This is a genomic window from Nitrosovibrio sp. Nv4 (assembly GCF_900215485.1).
Lineage (GTDB): Bacteria > Pseudomonadota > Gammaproteobacteria > Burkholderiales > Nitrosomonadaceae > Nitrosospira.
Window position 1 is genome coordinate 616,616 of sequence record NZ_OCMZ01000002.1, and the last position, 15,730, is coordinate 632,345.

At 53.4% G+C, this 15,730-nt stretch carries 14 protein-coding genes and 3 tRNA genes; 7 read left to right on the forward strand and 10 right to left on the reverse strand.

Annotated features, from left to right (window positions below):
* Positions 1–87 precede the first annotated feature (87 nt).
* Positions 88–1,326, reverse strand: a complete 1,239-nt coding sequence (locus tag CRO05_RS11055; protein WP_143860922.1) for a hypothetical protein — start codon at positions 1,324–1,326, stop codon at positions 88–90.
* A 256-nt stretch (positions 1,327–1,582) separates the two neighbouring features.
* Here CRO05_RS11055 and CRO05_RS11060 point away from each other — a divergent pair, with 256 nt between their 5' ends.
* Positions 1,583–2,440, forward strand: coding sequence for a DUF4393 domain-containing protein (locus CRO05_RS11060; RefSeq protein ID WP_097067240.1), 858 nt, complete (start codon positions 1,583–1,585; stop codon positions 2,438–2,440).
* Between the two features lie 340 nt (positions 2,441–2,780).
* Entirely contained in the window at positions 2,781–2,939 is a 159-nt protein-coding gene (locus tag CRO05_RS11065) for a DUF3309 family protein (protein WP_097067241.1), read from the forward strand.
* Between the two features lie 4 nt (positions 2,940–2,943).
* On the opposite strand, the gene CRO05_RS11070 is transcribed toward CRO05_RS11065, so the two are convergent.
* A complete protein-coding gene (locus tag CRO05_RS11070) occupies positions 2,944–3,219 on the reverse strand; it encodes a hypothetical protein (RefSeq protein WP_097067242.1) in 276 nt (91 codons plus the stop codon).
* 26 nt (positions 3,220–3,245) lie between these two features.
* On the opposite strand from CRO05_RS11070, the gene CRO05_RS16165 reads away from it, so the two are divergent.
* Positions 3,246–4,634, forward strand: coding sequence for a recombinase family protein (locus CRO05_RS16165; protein WP_369831633.1), 1,389 nt, complete (start codon positions 3,246–3,248; stop codon positions 4,632–4,634).
* On the opposite strand, the gene CRO05_RS11080 is transcribed toward CRO05_RS16165, so the two are convergent.
* From CRO05_RS11080 to gltX, 3 genes are all read right to left on the reverse strand, one after another.
* Positions 4,594–4,669: transfer RNA gene (locus CRO05_RS11080), tRNA-Glu, on the reverse strand. The two genes, CRO05_RS16165 and CRO05_RS11080, sit on opposite strands and share 41 nt — an antisense overlap.
* A 50-nt stretch (positions 4,670–4,719) precedes the next feature.
* Positions 4,720–4,795 (reverse strand) — tRNA-Ala (locus CRO05_RS11085).
* 125 nt (positions 4,796–4,920) lie between these two features.
* Entirely contained in the window at positions 4,921–6,318 is a 1,398-nt protein-coding gene (gene gltX / locus CRO05_RS11090; RefSeq protein WP_097067939.1) for a glutamate--tRNA ligase, read from the reverse strand.
* A gap of 192 nt (positions 6,319–6,510) precedes the next feature.
* On the opposite strand from gltX, the gene CRO05_RS11095 reads away from it, so the two are divergent.
* A tRNA-Val gene (locus CRO05_RS11095) sits at positions 6,511–6,585 on the forward strand.
* Between the two features lie 52 nt (positions 6,586–6,637).
* On the opposite strand, the gene CRO05_RS11100 is transcribed toward CRO05_RS11095, so the two are convergent.
* Entirely contained in the window at positions 6,638–7,120 is a 483-nt protein-coding gene (locus CRO05_RS11100) for a hypothetical protein (protein ID WP_097067243.1), read from the reverse strand.
* A gap of 217 nt (positions 7,121–7,337) precedes the next feature.
* Here CRO05_RS11100 and CRO05_RS11105 point away from each other — a divergent pair, with 217 nt between their 5' ends.
* On the forward strand, positions 7,338–7,697 hold the full coding sequence (locus tag CRO05_RS11105) for a PEP-CTERM sorting domain-containing protein (protein WP_159462729.1): 360 nt from the start codon (positions 7,338–7,340) through the stop codon (positions 7,695–7,697).
* A 122-nt stretch (positions 7,698–7,819) separates the two neighbouring features.
* On the forward strand, positions 7,820–8,734 hold the full coding sequence (locus tag CRO05_RS11110) for a cytochrome c (RefSeq protein ID WP_097067245.1): 915 nt from the start codon (positions 7,820–7,822) through the stop codon (positions 8,732–8,734).
* 84 nt (positions 8,735–8,818) lie between these two features.
* Here CRO05_RS11110 and CRO05_RS11115 read toward each other — a convergent pair whose 3' ends face one another.
* The 4 genes from CRO05_RS11115 to CRO05_RS11130 form a co-directional block, all read right to left on the reverse strand.
* Positions 8,819–10,738 (reverse strand): S41 family peptidase, encoded by a 1,920-nt coding sequence (locus CRO05_RS11115; RefSeq protein ID WP_235001403.1) that lies wholly within the window; start codon positions 10,736–10,738, stop codon positions 8,819–8,821.
* A complete protein-coding gene (locus tag CRO05_RS11120; protein ID WP_097067246.1) occupies positions 10,731–12,305 on the reverse strand; it encodes a hypothetical protein in 1,575 nt (524 codons plus the stop codon). Before CRO05_RS11120 ends, CRO05_RS11115 begins: the two co-directional genes overlap by 8 nt.
* Before the next feature lie 78 nt (positions 12,306–12,383).
* Complete coding sequence (locus CRO05_RS11125; protein ID WP_097067247.1) at positions 12,384–13,205, reverse strand: uracil-DNA glycosylase family protein; 822 nt, start codon at positions 13,203–13,205, stop codon at positions 12,384–12,386.
* Positions 13,206–13,670: 465 nt separating this feature from the next.
* Complete coding sequence (locus CRO05_RS11130) at positions 13,671–14,102, reverse strand: hypothetical protein (protein ID WP_097067248.1); 432 nt, start codon at positions 14,100–14,102, stop codon at positions 13,671–13,673.
* Between the two features lie 319 nt (positions 14,103–14,421).
* Between CRO05_RS11130 and CRO05_RS11135 the strand changes: the two genes are divergently transcribed.
* Complete coding sequence (locus tag CRO05_RS11135) at positions 14,422–15,672, forward strand: PA0069 family radical SAM protein (protein WP_097067249.1); 1,251 nt, start codon at positions 14,422–14,424, stop codon at positions 15,670–15,672.
* Positions 15,673–15,730 lie beyond the last annotated feature (58 nt).

Below are 15,730 nucleotides of genomic sequence, written 5' to 3' on the forward strand. Positions count from 1 at the left end.
GTTGACCTCATAAACCGGCTTCCCTTTAGAGGTTCCAACCTGCTTAGCGCCTTCCGGCAAACCTGAAATGCGCTGGCTCGCGGCTGGCTATGACTGCGCAAGGAATGCGTCCACATCCTTTGCCGCTTCTGCGGGTGACATCCCTGATTTCATTCCGGCCTCTATAAGTGCCATTCTTTGTGCCGCTGGCGACTCGTCATGGAGCGTCTTGACCGCGTTGAACTCATCTTTGTGGTTGTCGTAAACACCATTTTCCACCAGCCATTCAGCAGTAGCAACAGGAGCCGGGAGCTTGCTTATGCGGCCTGTTGAACCATCAAGCGCACCAGAATTACGCTCTTCCCTGATGCTCTTCATCTCTTCGCCCAACTTGCCAACCTGCGCGTTTCTGACTCTCACGCTTGCATCGTTATCACGAACGGAAGAATCCGACACATTCCGCTTCCCTTCCGATTCGTTCTTGTCCATTCCATATTTCAGGTATTTCTCAACGTCCAGGGTAGTGCTGAGCAGTTCCCGAATATCGTGAACCTGTTCCCCCGCTCCGTTGATATTGATCTTCCATTTGGTTCGGTCGCTAGGATCAACCTGCTCCGGCCTGTCCTGTAGCTTGATGCCACCTTTTGCCAGCGCCTGGATAGCCTCGTCAACCTGGCCGCGAGCTAGAAACATCCCGCCCTCTATCAAGCCGTTTTTCTTAGCTATGTAGGCGCGCTCAAGAAATGGCTTGATCTTGTCTCCAAAGCCGTTCATTTCTGCATATGCATGCATCTTGCTGAGCTTATCCGGATTGCTGAGCAAGTCGGTTTCCATCATGGCCCGCGTAATTCGCTCGGTGGGGCTTAGGTTTTCTTGGGCTTGCTGCGGCTGTTCCGGCTGGGCTTGGGACTGTACTTGTTGAAGATCGGATAAGCCGCCAACATTAGAAGGGGCGCGCCTACCGGCGAAAACATTATCAGTGGCCTGCACAAGACCGCCTTCAGCAAATCCCCGCATTCTTTGCATGCCGTAGTTTGGTCGCTCGGTTAAAGGCTTGAGCGCCATGGACTGTTGTGGCGCTGAAATATTCATTGGCTGCCCGCTTCCGTCGGTTCTGAAAGACGGTGTACTCATGCCATCGACCATATCAGCAAACCCACCTAGGGATTTAAGCGCATTTTCCCGGTCCTCTTTCTTCCAGGCATGCTGTTCCTCTGCCGTGGCGTCCGCATTCTGTAATCTTCCGGCGTACTGCTTATCAAGATCCATCTGCCCTAATTGTTTCGACAATCCAACGCCGGCGCTAATCCCTTGCGCCAAACCTATCATTCCAACTTTGGAACTCATTTTGTTTTCGCCCATAAAAAAGCCCGCCAAAATTGGCAGGCCAGAAATGCAAAAAAACCCAGCGGGTTAGGGCTGGGTTAGGTTTCGGAGTGAGTATTTCGCACTCTATAGAATACTTCTATCAGTGCTTCCCGAGAAAAGCAAGTGGTTTCTAATCTCATTATTAAATTGATGCACCCGGTCTTTCCTATACAATCTACGGATAAGTTAAGAAGAACCCTGGGTTCACCAACCTTAAGGCGCAAGGAACATAATAATGACAACGGAAGACGTTCTTAAAAATGCAAAAGGCGGGATCGCTCTGATCGGAGAGGTTATTAAGGCCGCAGGCGACAATCCCCAGGTTAGAGAAGCGGGGCTCGAACTTGGGAAAACAGCTGTCACGATTACGAGAACGATCAATAACGTTCTTCTGCCATTAGCGGCGTTCAACTTCGCCGTTGAGAAAGCGCGAATATACTTTGCAGAGCAATTCCCTGATGATATGGCAAGGAAAGCGAAAAACATACCACAAGAGGCAGTCATTGAACCCAAATCTTCTGTTGCGGGACCAGCGCTTCAAGGCCTTGCATTCTGTCACGAGGAGCAAAATTTAAAAGAAATGTATTTAAATTTGCTTGCATCAGCAATGGATGGCCGGGTGGCCAGGTTGGCACATCCCGCCTTCGTTGAGATAATCAAACAGATTGATGCAGAGGAAGCAAAACTCCTCCAAAGCGTACTTGCAACTGACCACCCGTTCCCTATAGCGGAAGTCTTCTTTACTGCTGACAAGGGGAAATTTAAGCCTACTACGATCACGCTATACCGCCATTTGCTTAATTTGCAGAATGACAACTCTGATGACCCTGCTGAGGACGCTTTTTTACCAGCGATGGTAGACAATTGGATACGACTTGGGTTAGTTAACGTTGATTATGGACTATCTCTAGTAGACCATGATTACGATTGGGTAGAAAGTAGGCCTGAGTTTATTTTGCAACGTAGCAAAATTACTGCCGAAGGTATAGTGACCTTTCATAAAGGAGTTATGAAAAAAACAGCTTGGGGTTTGCAATTTTCACAAGCGGCAGGGTTATCCACTCTTCCTATGACTATAAATCAAGCTGATTAGACATAACATCCCTCTAGCCCAATTAAATAATGCCCCTCTAGTTCTTTCACCATCTCGCTCATCGCTCGGACTTCGATCTGATCTAAAGTGTCATAAACCTTCCTCCTAATCTCACTCACTACGGCGTCCCGACTTTCACCTCAAATTCCCCCTTACTTGCTCATCCCACTGCTTTGTGCCTCGTCCTTAACCTCCTCTGAATAAACGCCAACCCCTTCCCTATCACGCCCATACTCCGACCCTTCATTATCGCCTCGATCGTATTTCGTCTGCCACCGAACAGATAAAACTCGTCAAAAGAGCATAATAAAACCGTCAAATCAAAACGAGGAGAATTAAAATGACTCTCGGAACGATTCTTATAATTGTGCTGATACTTGCCCTGCTGGGTGCGATTCCAAGATGGGGTTACAGCAGCGGCTGGGGCTATGGACCGAGTGGCGGTATCGGACTGGTGCTGATAATAGTGCTTATTTTAATTTTGTTGGGGTACATCTAGCTTGCTAAGTTGAACGCGATGCATATTGCGTTTCAGCCGACCTGATTAATGTATGTTTTTCCATCTCATCGGTCATCTCTGCTATGGCACAGTCATGGATCCCATCAAGGGTTCTATAGACCGTGCCGCGAATCTCAATCACTACCGCATCCCGGCACTTCAAATCATACCGAATCGCCCGGTACCCAATGTTCGCGCCAAAATAGCACAGCAGCAACTTATACGCCCCTAGCCGGCCATGAATCCCGGTACCCAGCGCCTGGAATATCCTATTCATCATCACAGTGACGTCTTCTGGTTTACCTGATTAGCGCAGAGTTTGTTGACACGGTAGAGAGCGGAAAAAACGATAACCGCCCAGGTTTTCAGAATCTTCTAAGAGAAATAAAATCCAAAGAACGGCTATGGTCTGTCGTTCTAATGCTTGACACTTCCCGCCTTGCGCGAAACCAGTATATTGCCCACGCATTCAAGCATGAGTGCGCCAAGCGCGGTGTAACCGTAATATTTTCCAAAACAACAGAACTTGATGGCGTATCAGGCATTATCCTGCCGGCGGTGCTTCACGCGATGGATGAAGTGCATAGCTTCATGTCTCGTGAGAAAGGCTTGGCTGGAATGGCTGAGAACGTGCGCCAAGGATTCAGGGCGGGAGGCTGCGCCCCGTTAGGTTATAACTCGAATACACCCCGACAGGTGCAATTCGGGACAGCTCCAGTAACCAAATCAAAATTAATCCCATCTGAGGTTGCGCCAAAAATAGCCGCGTATCTGCAAGGCCGTGCGACTGGTTCTCGTAGATTGAGCTTGGCTCGAGAACTCGGATTTGATCTTTCCAGCAGCACGATAAACGGGATTGAATGGAATGCGCTAACCTACGCTGGCCATACTGTCTGGAATGTTCACAACGAAACAACCAAAGATGGTTATGTCGGGGGAAGGAAGCGGCGCCCCCGAGAAGATTGGATTATTCAGCGCGATACGCACCAGGCGCTGATTACGGAAGCGCAAGCCGAGGCTATTCTGGAAAGACTGAATGCTGGACGCGCATTGAATTACAAAACCAAGGCCACTCACCTGCTAACCGGCATATTGTCCACAAAGGACGAATCGATGTGGCACGGCAATGGAGACTTCTATCGGTCTGGGAAGCAGAGCATAAAAGCTGAACGAGTTGACTCTGCTGTGCTCGAGCACGTAGCTGCAGACCTACAATCTGACGCCTTCATCAAATCCCTCACGGAAAGCGCGAGAAAGTCAGCAAAGGTCACAGACGATGACGCAGAGGAAGAATCTATCCGAAGCGAGATCAAGAAACTAAATGCAAAAATAAACAGATTGTCTGACCTGCTTTCGGAAACAACCGCAGCCGATGCATTAATACAGAAGATTGAAGAATTCGCGGGACAGAGAGAATCGCTTGAGGATCAACTAGAAAAAGTTGAAATTTCGAGGCGGCAATCGAAGGCCATGAGCGAGATCAAAGAATCAGATGCCCGAGCAATGCTCGTGACTATGGCTGATAATCTGCCAAATCTTGATAGAAGTGCACTGAAAGACCTGCTGTGCGGACTTGTGGAACAGGTCACTTTAGACGTTTCCACTCTATCCTGTTGTATCCATTATAAAATAAGGCTACCAACAGGGGAATTGGTGGCGTCCCCAAGGGGATTCGAACCCCTGTACTCACCGTGAAAGGGTGATGTCCTAGGCCACTAGACGATGGGGACTAAAGAACTTTTTGAAACCGGTTGCAGCGACTTGCGAAATTACAAGATACTGGTGGAGGTAAGCGGGATCGAACCGCTGACCTCTTGCATGCCATGCAAGCGCTCTCCCAGCTGAGCTATACCCCCGACAAAATGAACGCGAATTATACTGAGCCGTCCCACCCCAGTCAACGTAAAGCAGCAGTAATGGCGCAAGGCTCTAAAACCCTAAAAGCAGATCGCGGGCGCTAACAGGCGGGACGTGGGCGAAGTCAGGCGGGAAAACCCGCCAGCTGGGCATCCATGCGTTTCAGCGTCTCTTCTCTGCCAAGCAACTCCAGCACGGCGTTTATTGAAGGCGTTTGCGCCGTACCTGTCACCATTCCCCGCAGCGGCATGGCTACCTTGGGCAGCTTCATGCCATGTGCCGTCGCAGCATTCTTGATTGCGTCGTGAATTGCATGACTATCCCATTCGACTGTAGCCAGTTTCTCCCTCAGATCGAGGATCGGCAGCCTTGCTTCCGCAGTGAAATGCTGCGCCTTGAACTCATCGGCGGGCTCCAGTGGCCGGAAGAAATATACCGCTGCATCCGCCAATTCCGCGACAGTACTGACTCGTTCCTTGAGCAGATTTACCACATTCGGCAACTTTGGCAAGCCTGGCCCTGAAGTGTTACAACCGTCCGCCTCAAGAAAGGGCGTTACCAATTCGGCCAGCCGGGCATTGTCTGCTGTCTTGAGATATTGCTGGTTGAGCCATTGCAGTTTTTCGGGATTGAATTTTCCCGGCGAACGGTTAATGGATGAAAGATCGAACCACTCCACCAGTTGTTCGCGGCTGAATATTTCTTCGTCACCGTGCGACCAGCCCAGCCGCGCCAGATAATTTATCAGCGCTTCGGGCAGATAGCCGTCTTCGCGGTACTGCATTACTGAAACCGCGCCATGCCGCTTGGATAGCCGTTCGCCATCGGGTCCCAGTATCATGGGCACGTGGGCGTACTGCGGCAGTGGCGCGCCCAAGGCTTTCAAAATATTGATCTGGCGCGGCGTATTGTTGACGTGATCATCGCCACGGATCACATGGGTGATATTCATGTCCAGATCATCAATCATCACACCGAAGTTGTAAGTTGGCACGCCATCCGCACGCAATAGCACAAGGTCATCCAGTTCGCTGTTGGCTACGGTAATCTCACCCTTGACCAGATCGTTGAATGTCACCTCCCCGTCCAGCGGATTCTTCAGCCGCACCACCGGCTTCACCCCGGCAGGGGGCGTTTGCTTTGAATCGCGCCAGCGACCGTCATATCGGGGCTTCAGTCCCGCCGCGCGTTGCTGCTCACGCATCGTATCCAGCTCTTCCTTGCTGGCGTAGCAGTAATACGCCTTATCTGAACGCAACAGCTGTTCTGCAACTTCATGATAGCGAGCCAAACGCTGCATCTGGTAAAACGGCCCTTCGTCGTAATCCAGCCCCAGCCAGGCCATGCCGTCAAGTATTGCCTGGGTGGACTGCACAGTGGAGCGTTCGAGATCGGTGTCTTCGATCCGGAGAACAAATTTGCCGCCGTGCCGACGGGCATAAGCCCAGGAAAACAGCGCGGTGCGCGCGCCGCCAATGTGGAGATAACCGGTGGGACTGGGAGCGAAACGGGTACGTATCATGAGGAAATACCGATTGCGGTTGGAAAGCGCGGTGCGAAAGTACGCTATTTTACGCGCGCCTGCCGCCCAGTGTTGAGTCATTAGTGACTTATCACCACTCTGCAGCAACTTTGGGGGAAGCGCATCGTTGACCAGAATCCGCGATTTATGCTCTAATTGCGCCTCCCCAGCGGTTGTCCCAAAAAACCCAGCGGGCGGTTAACTCAGCGGTAGAGTGCCACCTTCACACGGTGGAAGCCACTGGTTCGATCCCAGTACCGCCCACCAAAAGATAGTCCAAATAAAGCGAAGAGCGCTACTGCAATATGGCTCGCCGACGTTACCTGGCAGAACTAGCTGTATCGCTTCCTGCTTGAACTCCATGGCGTATTTTTTTCGTATCACCGTGGCACAACTCCTGACTCATTGTCAGCCTTTTTAAGGGTGTCGGTGAAAATCCAGGTAAAACCAGATGCTCTGGTGCCAAGAACTTTGTTTGTTCTAACGCTTCCTCCAACGGATCGATTTGTTTGGAGTTTGCAACAAGCCATCCAAGTTCATCATGAGTAAGGCCTCTGGCATTAATCCTTCGACCATCTTTAGCGGTAATCGAGACTTTTCGGTTGGGTCGGTCCAGGAACTCAATAATTACCGTTGGAAGCTTATCCCAGGTTTCCGCTGACTGAAGGATGCTTACGAACAACCTGTCCGTTTGCACGCTTGCCTTCAGTTCACCTAATGTGTAATGCAAGCTGTGCTTATTGAGCAGCGCCAGAAATGGACGGAAGCTATTTTTGCCGAGATGAATTTTAATTAATCCCATGGGTTCGCTCGCACTGTAGAAAATAAATTGAAATGCTACATATGTTTAGTATAGCTAGTCGCGACAATTGAGGAGAAAATCCGGTTCAATTCCCTGAATGCGACTATTGATAAATAAATTAATCTCCCTAGTCCTGATTGCAGCATTTATTATCGTGATGGCAGCGGGGCCAGCGCAGGCGGGATTACGATCCTCCGTGGTTAACTCGGAAACCACTGTGGCGACAACCTTAAATACTGTCATAGACGCGACGACGGAAGTTAACGCCGAGGCAAGCGCGGGAACAACTCCGGATAGTAACGAGGAGGTTACATCCGACAGTACAGCTGCCGTTTGGGTCCCACCCCCAGGGTTGCTCTCGGACGAAACGATTGCGTCGATAAGCGCCGGACTTAGCGCAGACACCGCAATTGCCACGGTAGATATTAATGCGGATTTAAATATCGGATCAACCGTAAATCGCGTTTCGGAGCCTGGCACAATCCTTCTTGTCGGCATTGGCCTTGCTGTACTGATCACAACAATCAGGCAAAAGACCCGAAAGAGACAAGTGGCTATCAACAGAGAAAACTTATGAAAGTGATAATCCGCGAGACTAAACCTGAAAGATAAAATTCTTCACACAAGTGGCTCAATAGCCCGCGACGGCCGTTTCTGATCCTGTTCACTGTGACTCACTGAGCTAATATAGCCGAAAACATGCAACAGAGAATATCAGTGTTACGAAAGAGCAGAACGCGGGCTTTCCAGTCTTTCCTGCTCCTGCTTACCGGCGTTTTCGCCCTCGCACTGCCGCTAACTTCAGTATTTGCAGAAAATTTCCCCAATGTCGAGTTCAAGAGAGAGGGCAACGCTGTCAACGAACTCTCGGTGGACGAACTCCGCCGTCTTGCACCCGAGGTGTCGCTAAAGGTATTCGAGGTCCACGAGAAGCAAAATCGGGTTTATCGCGTGCTTCCGGCGCGAGCGGTGTTCGACAAAGTTTTCGGCAAGGATTGGGAACAGGCGCAGGAGGTCGTATTCATCTCTATCGATGGGTATCAACCCAGTGTTCCCGTGAAAAAATTTCTCGCCCACAATGCCTATTTTGCCTTCGCAAACGCGGATGACACACCGTTTACATTAACGAACAGGCTTCAGAATAACGAGGTCGTACCCCTCGGGCCGCTTTACCTCGTTTGGGATAATATCGGTTCGAACGTACTGCTTGAGGCTGGGGCGTCCGACATGCCGTACCAAATCAGGGCCGTCGAACTCAAGTTCAAGGCGCCATTCCCGAACATAGTTCCACAATCAGGTGCGGCGTCAGAAGTACAACGCGGCTTCAGTCATTTCCGCCAGCATTGTGCGGCCTGCCATACGATAAATGGCGATGGAGGCGCCAAGGCGCCGGAACTGAATTATCCGGCAAGCGTCGTGGAATACATCAAGCCGGAGTACCTCAAGCGCTGGATCATGGCGCCCCAAAGTATCCGGTACAACACGACGATGCCGGGGCTTGGGGAAGAGATTTCCAACCGGGAAAAGGTTACAGAAGAAATTATCGTTTATCTCAAGGCGATGAGTACCATCAAGCGGGTGCCAGAAAGTGTAAAACCTGTAGAGAACCAATAGCGTAGCGTATTGCACCGTATCTTTCGCGATATGGATGATCTTCTGTGCGGCGGGTGGAACCTGCACTACCAGGCTCCGCCCCTTTCACTTGAGCGACAATTTCCGTCGCTGGCAGATTTCGCCATTGCAGCGTCCCACAAATTCAATTGTTTCCGCGTCTGGTCGCGCCAGTTGCTGTGTTCCATCACTGATACGACGCACTGCTTCAAACGGCCGTCCATTTACGTACGTTTCCAGTTCCTCCAATCCGCGGGTGGTAACGGTCACACTACTCTCGTTAATCTCCACTATCATCGCGGTGCGCGGGATACCTTTGAGGAGGCTCGCACAAAAAGCGATCAAATTCCGGTTTTCGTGGAGCAGATCGTCAAGGGTCATCTCGTACGCAATCCCTGGGATACCCAAGTCTTCGATAGGCATCCCGTCACAAGTCCCGCACCGGATCGCGCGGCGTATTGCCATCGTGTAGCCAACATCCGCAGGCAACGCTTCAAGCTCAAAGGATGTACCTCGCAATGCCTCTCGAAGGTCATAGTGCGTCCAAACATTAGCGCCGCCCGCACCGGTAGCCTCTCCCACACACACTAGTGTGCCTATCTCGTTATCCACAAAACCCGCAGCAAACAGATCACCTGACGAGTACGTATTGGGATCCACAACGCACACGACAGGTCCGCTGTATCTCTGGCCAATATCATTGCACCAGGCCGGGTCAGTCAATGGCAGTGGCTGTGAATAAGGCTCGCCTGTAGAAATAGCCGCCTCGAGCGAAGGCAGCCAGGCTTCAAACTCCATCCGGTTGAAGGGACTGGAAGCCATGGCGCGAGTCATGGGCGATGCGAGCAGGCTGAAGCGCGCCGGCATTATCGTGTTCGGGGCGAAAAGCTGCAATAATCGCTCCGCCGCCCATATCAATCCGCCAGGATTGCCGCGCAGATCGAGGATCAGGCCGTTATCAGGCAACAGCTCCAGCAGGCGTACCACCTCGGCGATGAAGGCGTCATCGTCATTGACATCGAAACTCCAGATGCGCAGATATCCCAGATTCCCGGATGAATCATTTTTCACGACTCGGGCTGCGAGCGCATCCTGAAACCGGGTCTCGATCCACCTTTCGCCCCGCGCAACAGGGGTTCCGCTGCGATCGGCCTGCCATACGTTTCCAGAAAACATCAGTTTCTTCGTGCGCCGCACGGCTTCCGCCGCCGGGTCTGCGGCAATGTAACTTGACGCACGCGAGCCCGGCTGATGGCTGGTTCGAGCACGATCAGGCTGGACGACACGCCAGGGAATGCGTACCTCTCGCAGCGTCCGCCTCAGTGGGATTCGGTACCCGATATCCACAATCATCTCATCCGGTGGCGGCCCGCATTCCAGGGCGCGGAATGTCAGCGATTCCAGCGCTCTGGCGCGACGCGCATCCGGGCGTCCGCCCGTTTCACGGTCGGCGTGCAAATCGACGGCGCGGGCAAAGGGTATGCTGTTCCAGCTTTCGAGGATTACTCCCGATGTAAATTTAGCGTCGCGTATCAATTCGGGCGCTGACACTTTCGACACGACAAAGATGGGGTTATCGTAAGGGCCATACTGCTCGACCAGGAAAGGCAGTGCTGCAACCGCTCCCTGCTTGGCCCCTGGACCCGAGTAGCGCGTATGCGCATCACGCAAGCCCGAGACTATTGAAGTGAGCGCCAGGTGAAACTCCCCCTCTGATAACGCAGCCACATGAGCACGCAGCAGTTGCAATGCCTGCACAGGATCAAGCGCGTAGGCAGCGCGCTTTTGGGGAAGATGGCAGTAGACCCCGCCTATTACGGCAATCAGGGTGTCAATAATTTGTAAACGTTCTCCACCGTCCAGCAGGCGTGCCCTGGGGATCCGAAAGTCGGGCCGGATTCCTCTTTTCGCCCTTCGCCCGGATGGCGGTTCGCCAAGCAGGAATTCGCTCAGAAGGCGTCCTGTCTGGGCTTGAAGAAGCGTGACATTCAAATCCTGATCAATCATAAAAATCGGCCAGTCCTTCGAGCAATCCATCATGAAAGCCGCGACCGGGAATCGAAGCAAAGAATTCTTTGTCATGCGCGAGCGGTTGAATTGGCGGGACGCTGATCTTCGACAGATCTTTCGGGAGCCCGCCGACCGGCACGCGGCCGGTGGGCATATCCAGCGCCAGACGCAATGGCGGTGGGTCACCTGAGCGAATGGCCGCAAAGGCAAGGCGCCGCGCGCTCTCGATCGCTGCCTTGGGGTCGTCACGGACTTCTTCCAGTCGTGCGAGAATTTCCTTGTAAGACCACGGCTCGCCGTCGCCTTCGAACCTGGTCAGGGCAAGACGGCGCGTTTCACCATTGATGGCGATCCTGTTCGTTTGTGTGACACCTGCCTCCTGCATAAGCCGTTCAGTTCCGTACAGCGGCCGCCCATCCACCACCACGAGCTGCACGTCCACTTCCGTGGCGCGAAGAATTGTTTTGAAGGGATCGGGTCGAGAACCGGCTTTTGCGTGAGCAGCGATTACGGCAACGTCCCCCAACGCGTCAGGCTCCAGGCGGCCCGCCTGCCGCCCCCATGCCTCGGCCAGTACATCACCTGGATTGGCGGTAATCATTTTGACCAGGTCGAAGGCTGCAAGCCCCCATCCCTTTGCCTCGCTGACTAGAGACGCCACCTTCAATTCACCCAGCACGTTTCGTGTACCGGATGGCCCCCAGTCCGATCCTGCGCAGAGGTTAATCTTTCGTGCCAGCGCGGCCGGAACATCGGTGGTGGCGCCATACAACCACAGGTTGGAGAATGGGGACCAGACAATCGCGCCCGGTTCGCCCCAAGTACCGTATGACGCGGAGTCGATGGCGTTGGTATGGATAGCGACCAGCCTGCGCTGCAGGCACCCAGCGGTGCGGGCCGCGCGATATTCGCGCTGGACGATTGAACCGGGACTTCCCTCTGCACAATGATAGATAAAGGTAGCCCCCTGCCGCATGCTGATAGCCTTCTCCCCTAGCTGCTCGGGTTTGAGTGTGAGAGTCGATGCGAGTACCTTGTGACGCCCTATCTCTCCACCCAGGGTTTCGTCCTCGATATTTCGCACAAGCCAACCATCCAAGGGACGATTGCTTGGGGGTGAGCCCTGAATGCTGGTGGTGCCGCCGATCAGCGCGCGGATCTCGGCGTAGGCAAGCAGTTCTGCCGGCGCTGCCTCGATAAACGCATAAGCAGGCCAGGTCACGCTCTCCGGATAGGTCGGCCGCGTGGGCCAGATATCATGGTGCTGGAAGGGTACGATTCGATTGGGCTCAACCCACAGGGGTAGCGTGGCGTAGGCGAGATGACTGTGCAAGTCGATAAATCCAGGAACGACAAGATCAGTACCGGCATCAACCACAGGAGCATTATCGAAGTCGGCAAGGTGCATCTGCGAGCCGGCTATGGACGCTGTGCCTTTTGTTACCGCTGCAATGCGTCCGTCGTTGCCGATCCATACCCTGCCCTGGAAGCTCGCCGCCTCACTCGGCGCAACCTTTCGGTCTCCGCTTATGGGAACAATTCGGCCGGCGATGATCAGGCTCATATGTTATAGAGGTTTGTATTCACCTGTGAGGGGAGCTCACACGTCTATGGCGATGGCCCGCCTATGGCTGTGGCACGCCTAGGGCGGCAACACACCCTTGGGCACACGCATCACAATGGTTCTGCGTTTCTCCAGTACGGTCTCGCCCTTTCGGTCGGCCCAGCCTTCCTCAGTGCGCATCCACGCCGGCAGGCCTGGCGGGAGATCATCCGGCGGGATATCCGGGAGATCATCAGGGCCGAAAGCGGTTCCATACAATTCAAGCTCACCTGGCACATCCGGATTCTGGATGACTGGCTTGAGCGCCTGCAATCCATCGTTCCAGTTCTTGAGCAGTTTCTCCACCGCTACTTCCCGCTCCGCCCGGCTGCGGGCGGAACTCTCCGGCCAAGTCGGATGCGTCAAGTGCTGGAACGGCAGCGAGCCAGTCGACGCGCCGGCGGAAGAGGTGAGCCAACCCCGCCACGCCATATTGGCGAGTCCACCGAAGGCCACTACCGCATCAATAGGGCTACGGTCCAGAATCGCCTTGATCCACCGATTGCGGTAGGCCGTTATCGCGGTGTTTTCGATATGCCTGTTCCCTCCGCCTTGTCCATATACGCTGTAGAGAAAAGTGTTGATGAAGACGTAATTTCGAGTGAAACCGAGGCGCTTCAAGAAGCCTTGCGCGCGCTTCCCCGCCGTGCCGACAAGAACCCGCCGCACGATTGCTTCATGCTGCGCCGGGTCCTGGCCAATGATGAGTACGCGGGCACTCCCATCCAATCGGCCCCGATGAAAGACAGGGCCCCATTCCACCCGAAAATCGGCTACAGGATAGATGTCGTCGCCCGGATACTCCGATACAAGCTTCACAAACGGCGGCTTGTAATAACCACGATCAAACGGAATAGCCATGGACTTGCCCCTCGATTAACCTTTGAACTGGCGTTGCCTCTATCTGTTTATGCTTAAAACAAAGAAACACCATATCAATAAGTGTAGGAGACTACCTCCACTTTTGCCCATGCTTTTGCTTATTTCCGGAGTGATATGATCATGGACGAACCACTGCTCCCCTCTCAAGATAAAATCGTGAACGGGCGCCAGACGCTTCTCTGGCGCTATACAGCTTTGCCATGTTCGGCTATATAACCGCGCGGGCCACTTTTTTCATTGGCCGGGAGGCGAAAACGTCGAGGCGGAGTTGGGGGAGCCGAATCGATGCGGGCGGAGATCAGGGCACTGCGTGAGGAAATTCGAGGACTGCATAGATAAAAGGACGCGGGACTGCGCATGTGACCGCAATAATTTCAGTCCCACTACCCCATCAACATATGAATTACAGCGAGACTCCGTACCCGTCGTTGATCAACATCGGCATCAACGCCCCGGCGCTTTAGAAAGCTCCATGATCTGGTCGAGTAGCGTCTTCTTCTGCTCTCCCAGTTCCGCATAACGGGAATACAGTCGGTTGAGGTCGTCGGTGTACTTTTGAATACGTTCCTGACGCTCTCGTTGCAGCCTGATGTTGTCGTCATAGTTCGTCGGGGGTGCGTCTTTCACGCCCCCCATGGCAGGAGGCCCCTGGACGATGAGCGGATGCCCATCCTGTATCTCGTTACGCCGAAGGTCCTGAATCATCTGGAACTGCTGGTACACGGACTGCTGTTCCTGGTTCAGGCGATTCAACGCCATCTCCAGCTGCGCCACTTGGGGATCGGGTTTTGGGCCAATGCTCACCGAAGTCTGAGCCAGAACAGAGCCCATCAGACTTGAACTGAGCAGGAACACCGCGAGAATTTTGATTTCCATCTCCTCTGTATTTATGAACGCCGGACTTTGCCTACCACAACAAACTACGAATTATCGGCGAATTATCGGTGGTCTACATTAGCGTTTCATGACAGCAAACACGAAGGTAACGACCGGTTGCAGCACATGCCGATGGAGTACTACGCTGACATCCTCGTTTCTGCTGATATGAGAAAATGCGTACAATGAACCAAATGAAAGGCCAAGATTCCAAAATTAACTGTTGTTGCAACAGAGCGCTCGTTATCGATCATTATGTATCTCCAAACGCGCTCCACCAATTCCTTCTTGGCTATTATAGAGGATCCACCGCCCCACAATGTCCGACTCTGATCCGCATATCGAAGCTGAACCGCCGTTCATTCAATCGCCCCTGAAAGCGCGAAAAGGGCGTGGCGCTGTATCCAATCTGCAAGGACGTTATGAAACATTGATACGGGAAGATATCGATGACGGATGGTTACATACCGATACTGATATAGGGGATGTGGAGGCGGACCCGAGTTGCGATAGCCCGGCTACTAGCGACGCAGAGCAGGATAATGCGCCTGCATGGAAAACCGAGGTCATCGAGGAACGGGCCAAGACCATCCTGAGCCGCAATCAGTCTCCCGATGTGCCATTCAGCATCTCGCTCAACCCTTATCGCGGCTGCGAGCACGGCTGTATTTATTGCTTCGCTCGCCCCACCCACAGCTATCTTGGTTTATCGCCGGGACTTGATTTCGAAAGCAGGATTTTTGCCAAGGTCAATGCGCCCGAACTGCTGAGGCGGGAACTGGCAAAAGCAACCTACGTGCCGGAGCCGATTGCACTCGGTGTCAATACAGATGCTTATCAACCCTGCGAGCGCGATTTGCGGCTCACAAGGCGCGTGCTGGAGGTATTGCACGAATGCGGGCACCCTGTAGCGCTCATCTCCAAATCCTCGTTGATCGAGCGCGACATCGATCTGCTCGCGGACATGGCGTCGAGACGGCAGGCGATGGCAGCCGTGACAATAACCACACTCGACCCGGCGGTGGCTCGTACGCTGGAACCGCGCGCAGCGGCGCCAGCCCGTCGCTTGCGTACGATTCGCACATTGACCGACGCCGGGATTCCGGTCGGAGTCAGCGTCGCACCTGTCATTCCCTTCGTTACTGATCCTGATCTCGAGCGAATACTGGCGGCGGCGGCAGACGCGGGAGCCATCAATGCCGGTTATGTCATGCTTCGCCTGCCATGGGAAGTCAGTCCGCTATTCAGGCAATGGCTGGAAGCCCACTTTCCCGACAGGGCAGCGCGTGTAATGAACCGGGTGCGTGACATGCGAGGGGGTAAGGATTATGACTCCAGTTTCGGCACGCGCATGCATGGTGAAGGCATATGGGCTGACCTGATCCGCCAGCGCTTCGAAAAAGCTGTTACGCGCCTCGGCATAGGTTTGCGTTCGGGCCGCTTCAAAGGGCTCGATACTTCGCAGTTTCGCGCTCCTTCAATTACCTCTGCAGCGGGATCTTCAGGGGCCACTGATAAAGCGAAAAATAAAAAGGCGAGAGGCTCTGCGGGTCAGCTCGAGCTGTTTTAATAGCCTGGCTTATATATAGGATAGCCCGATGAAGCTCCGGGTTACCTGCCAGAACCCG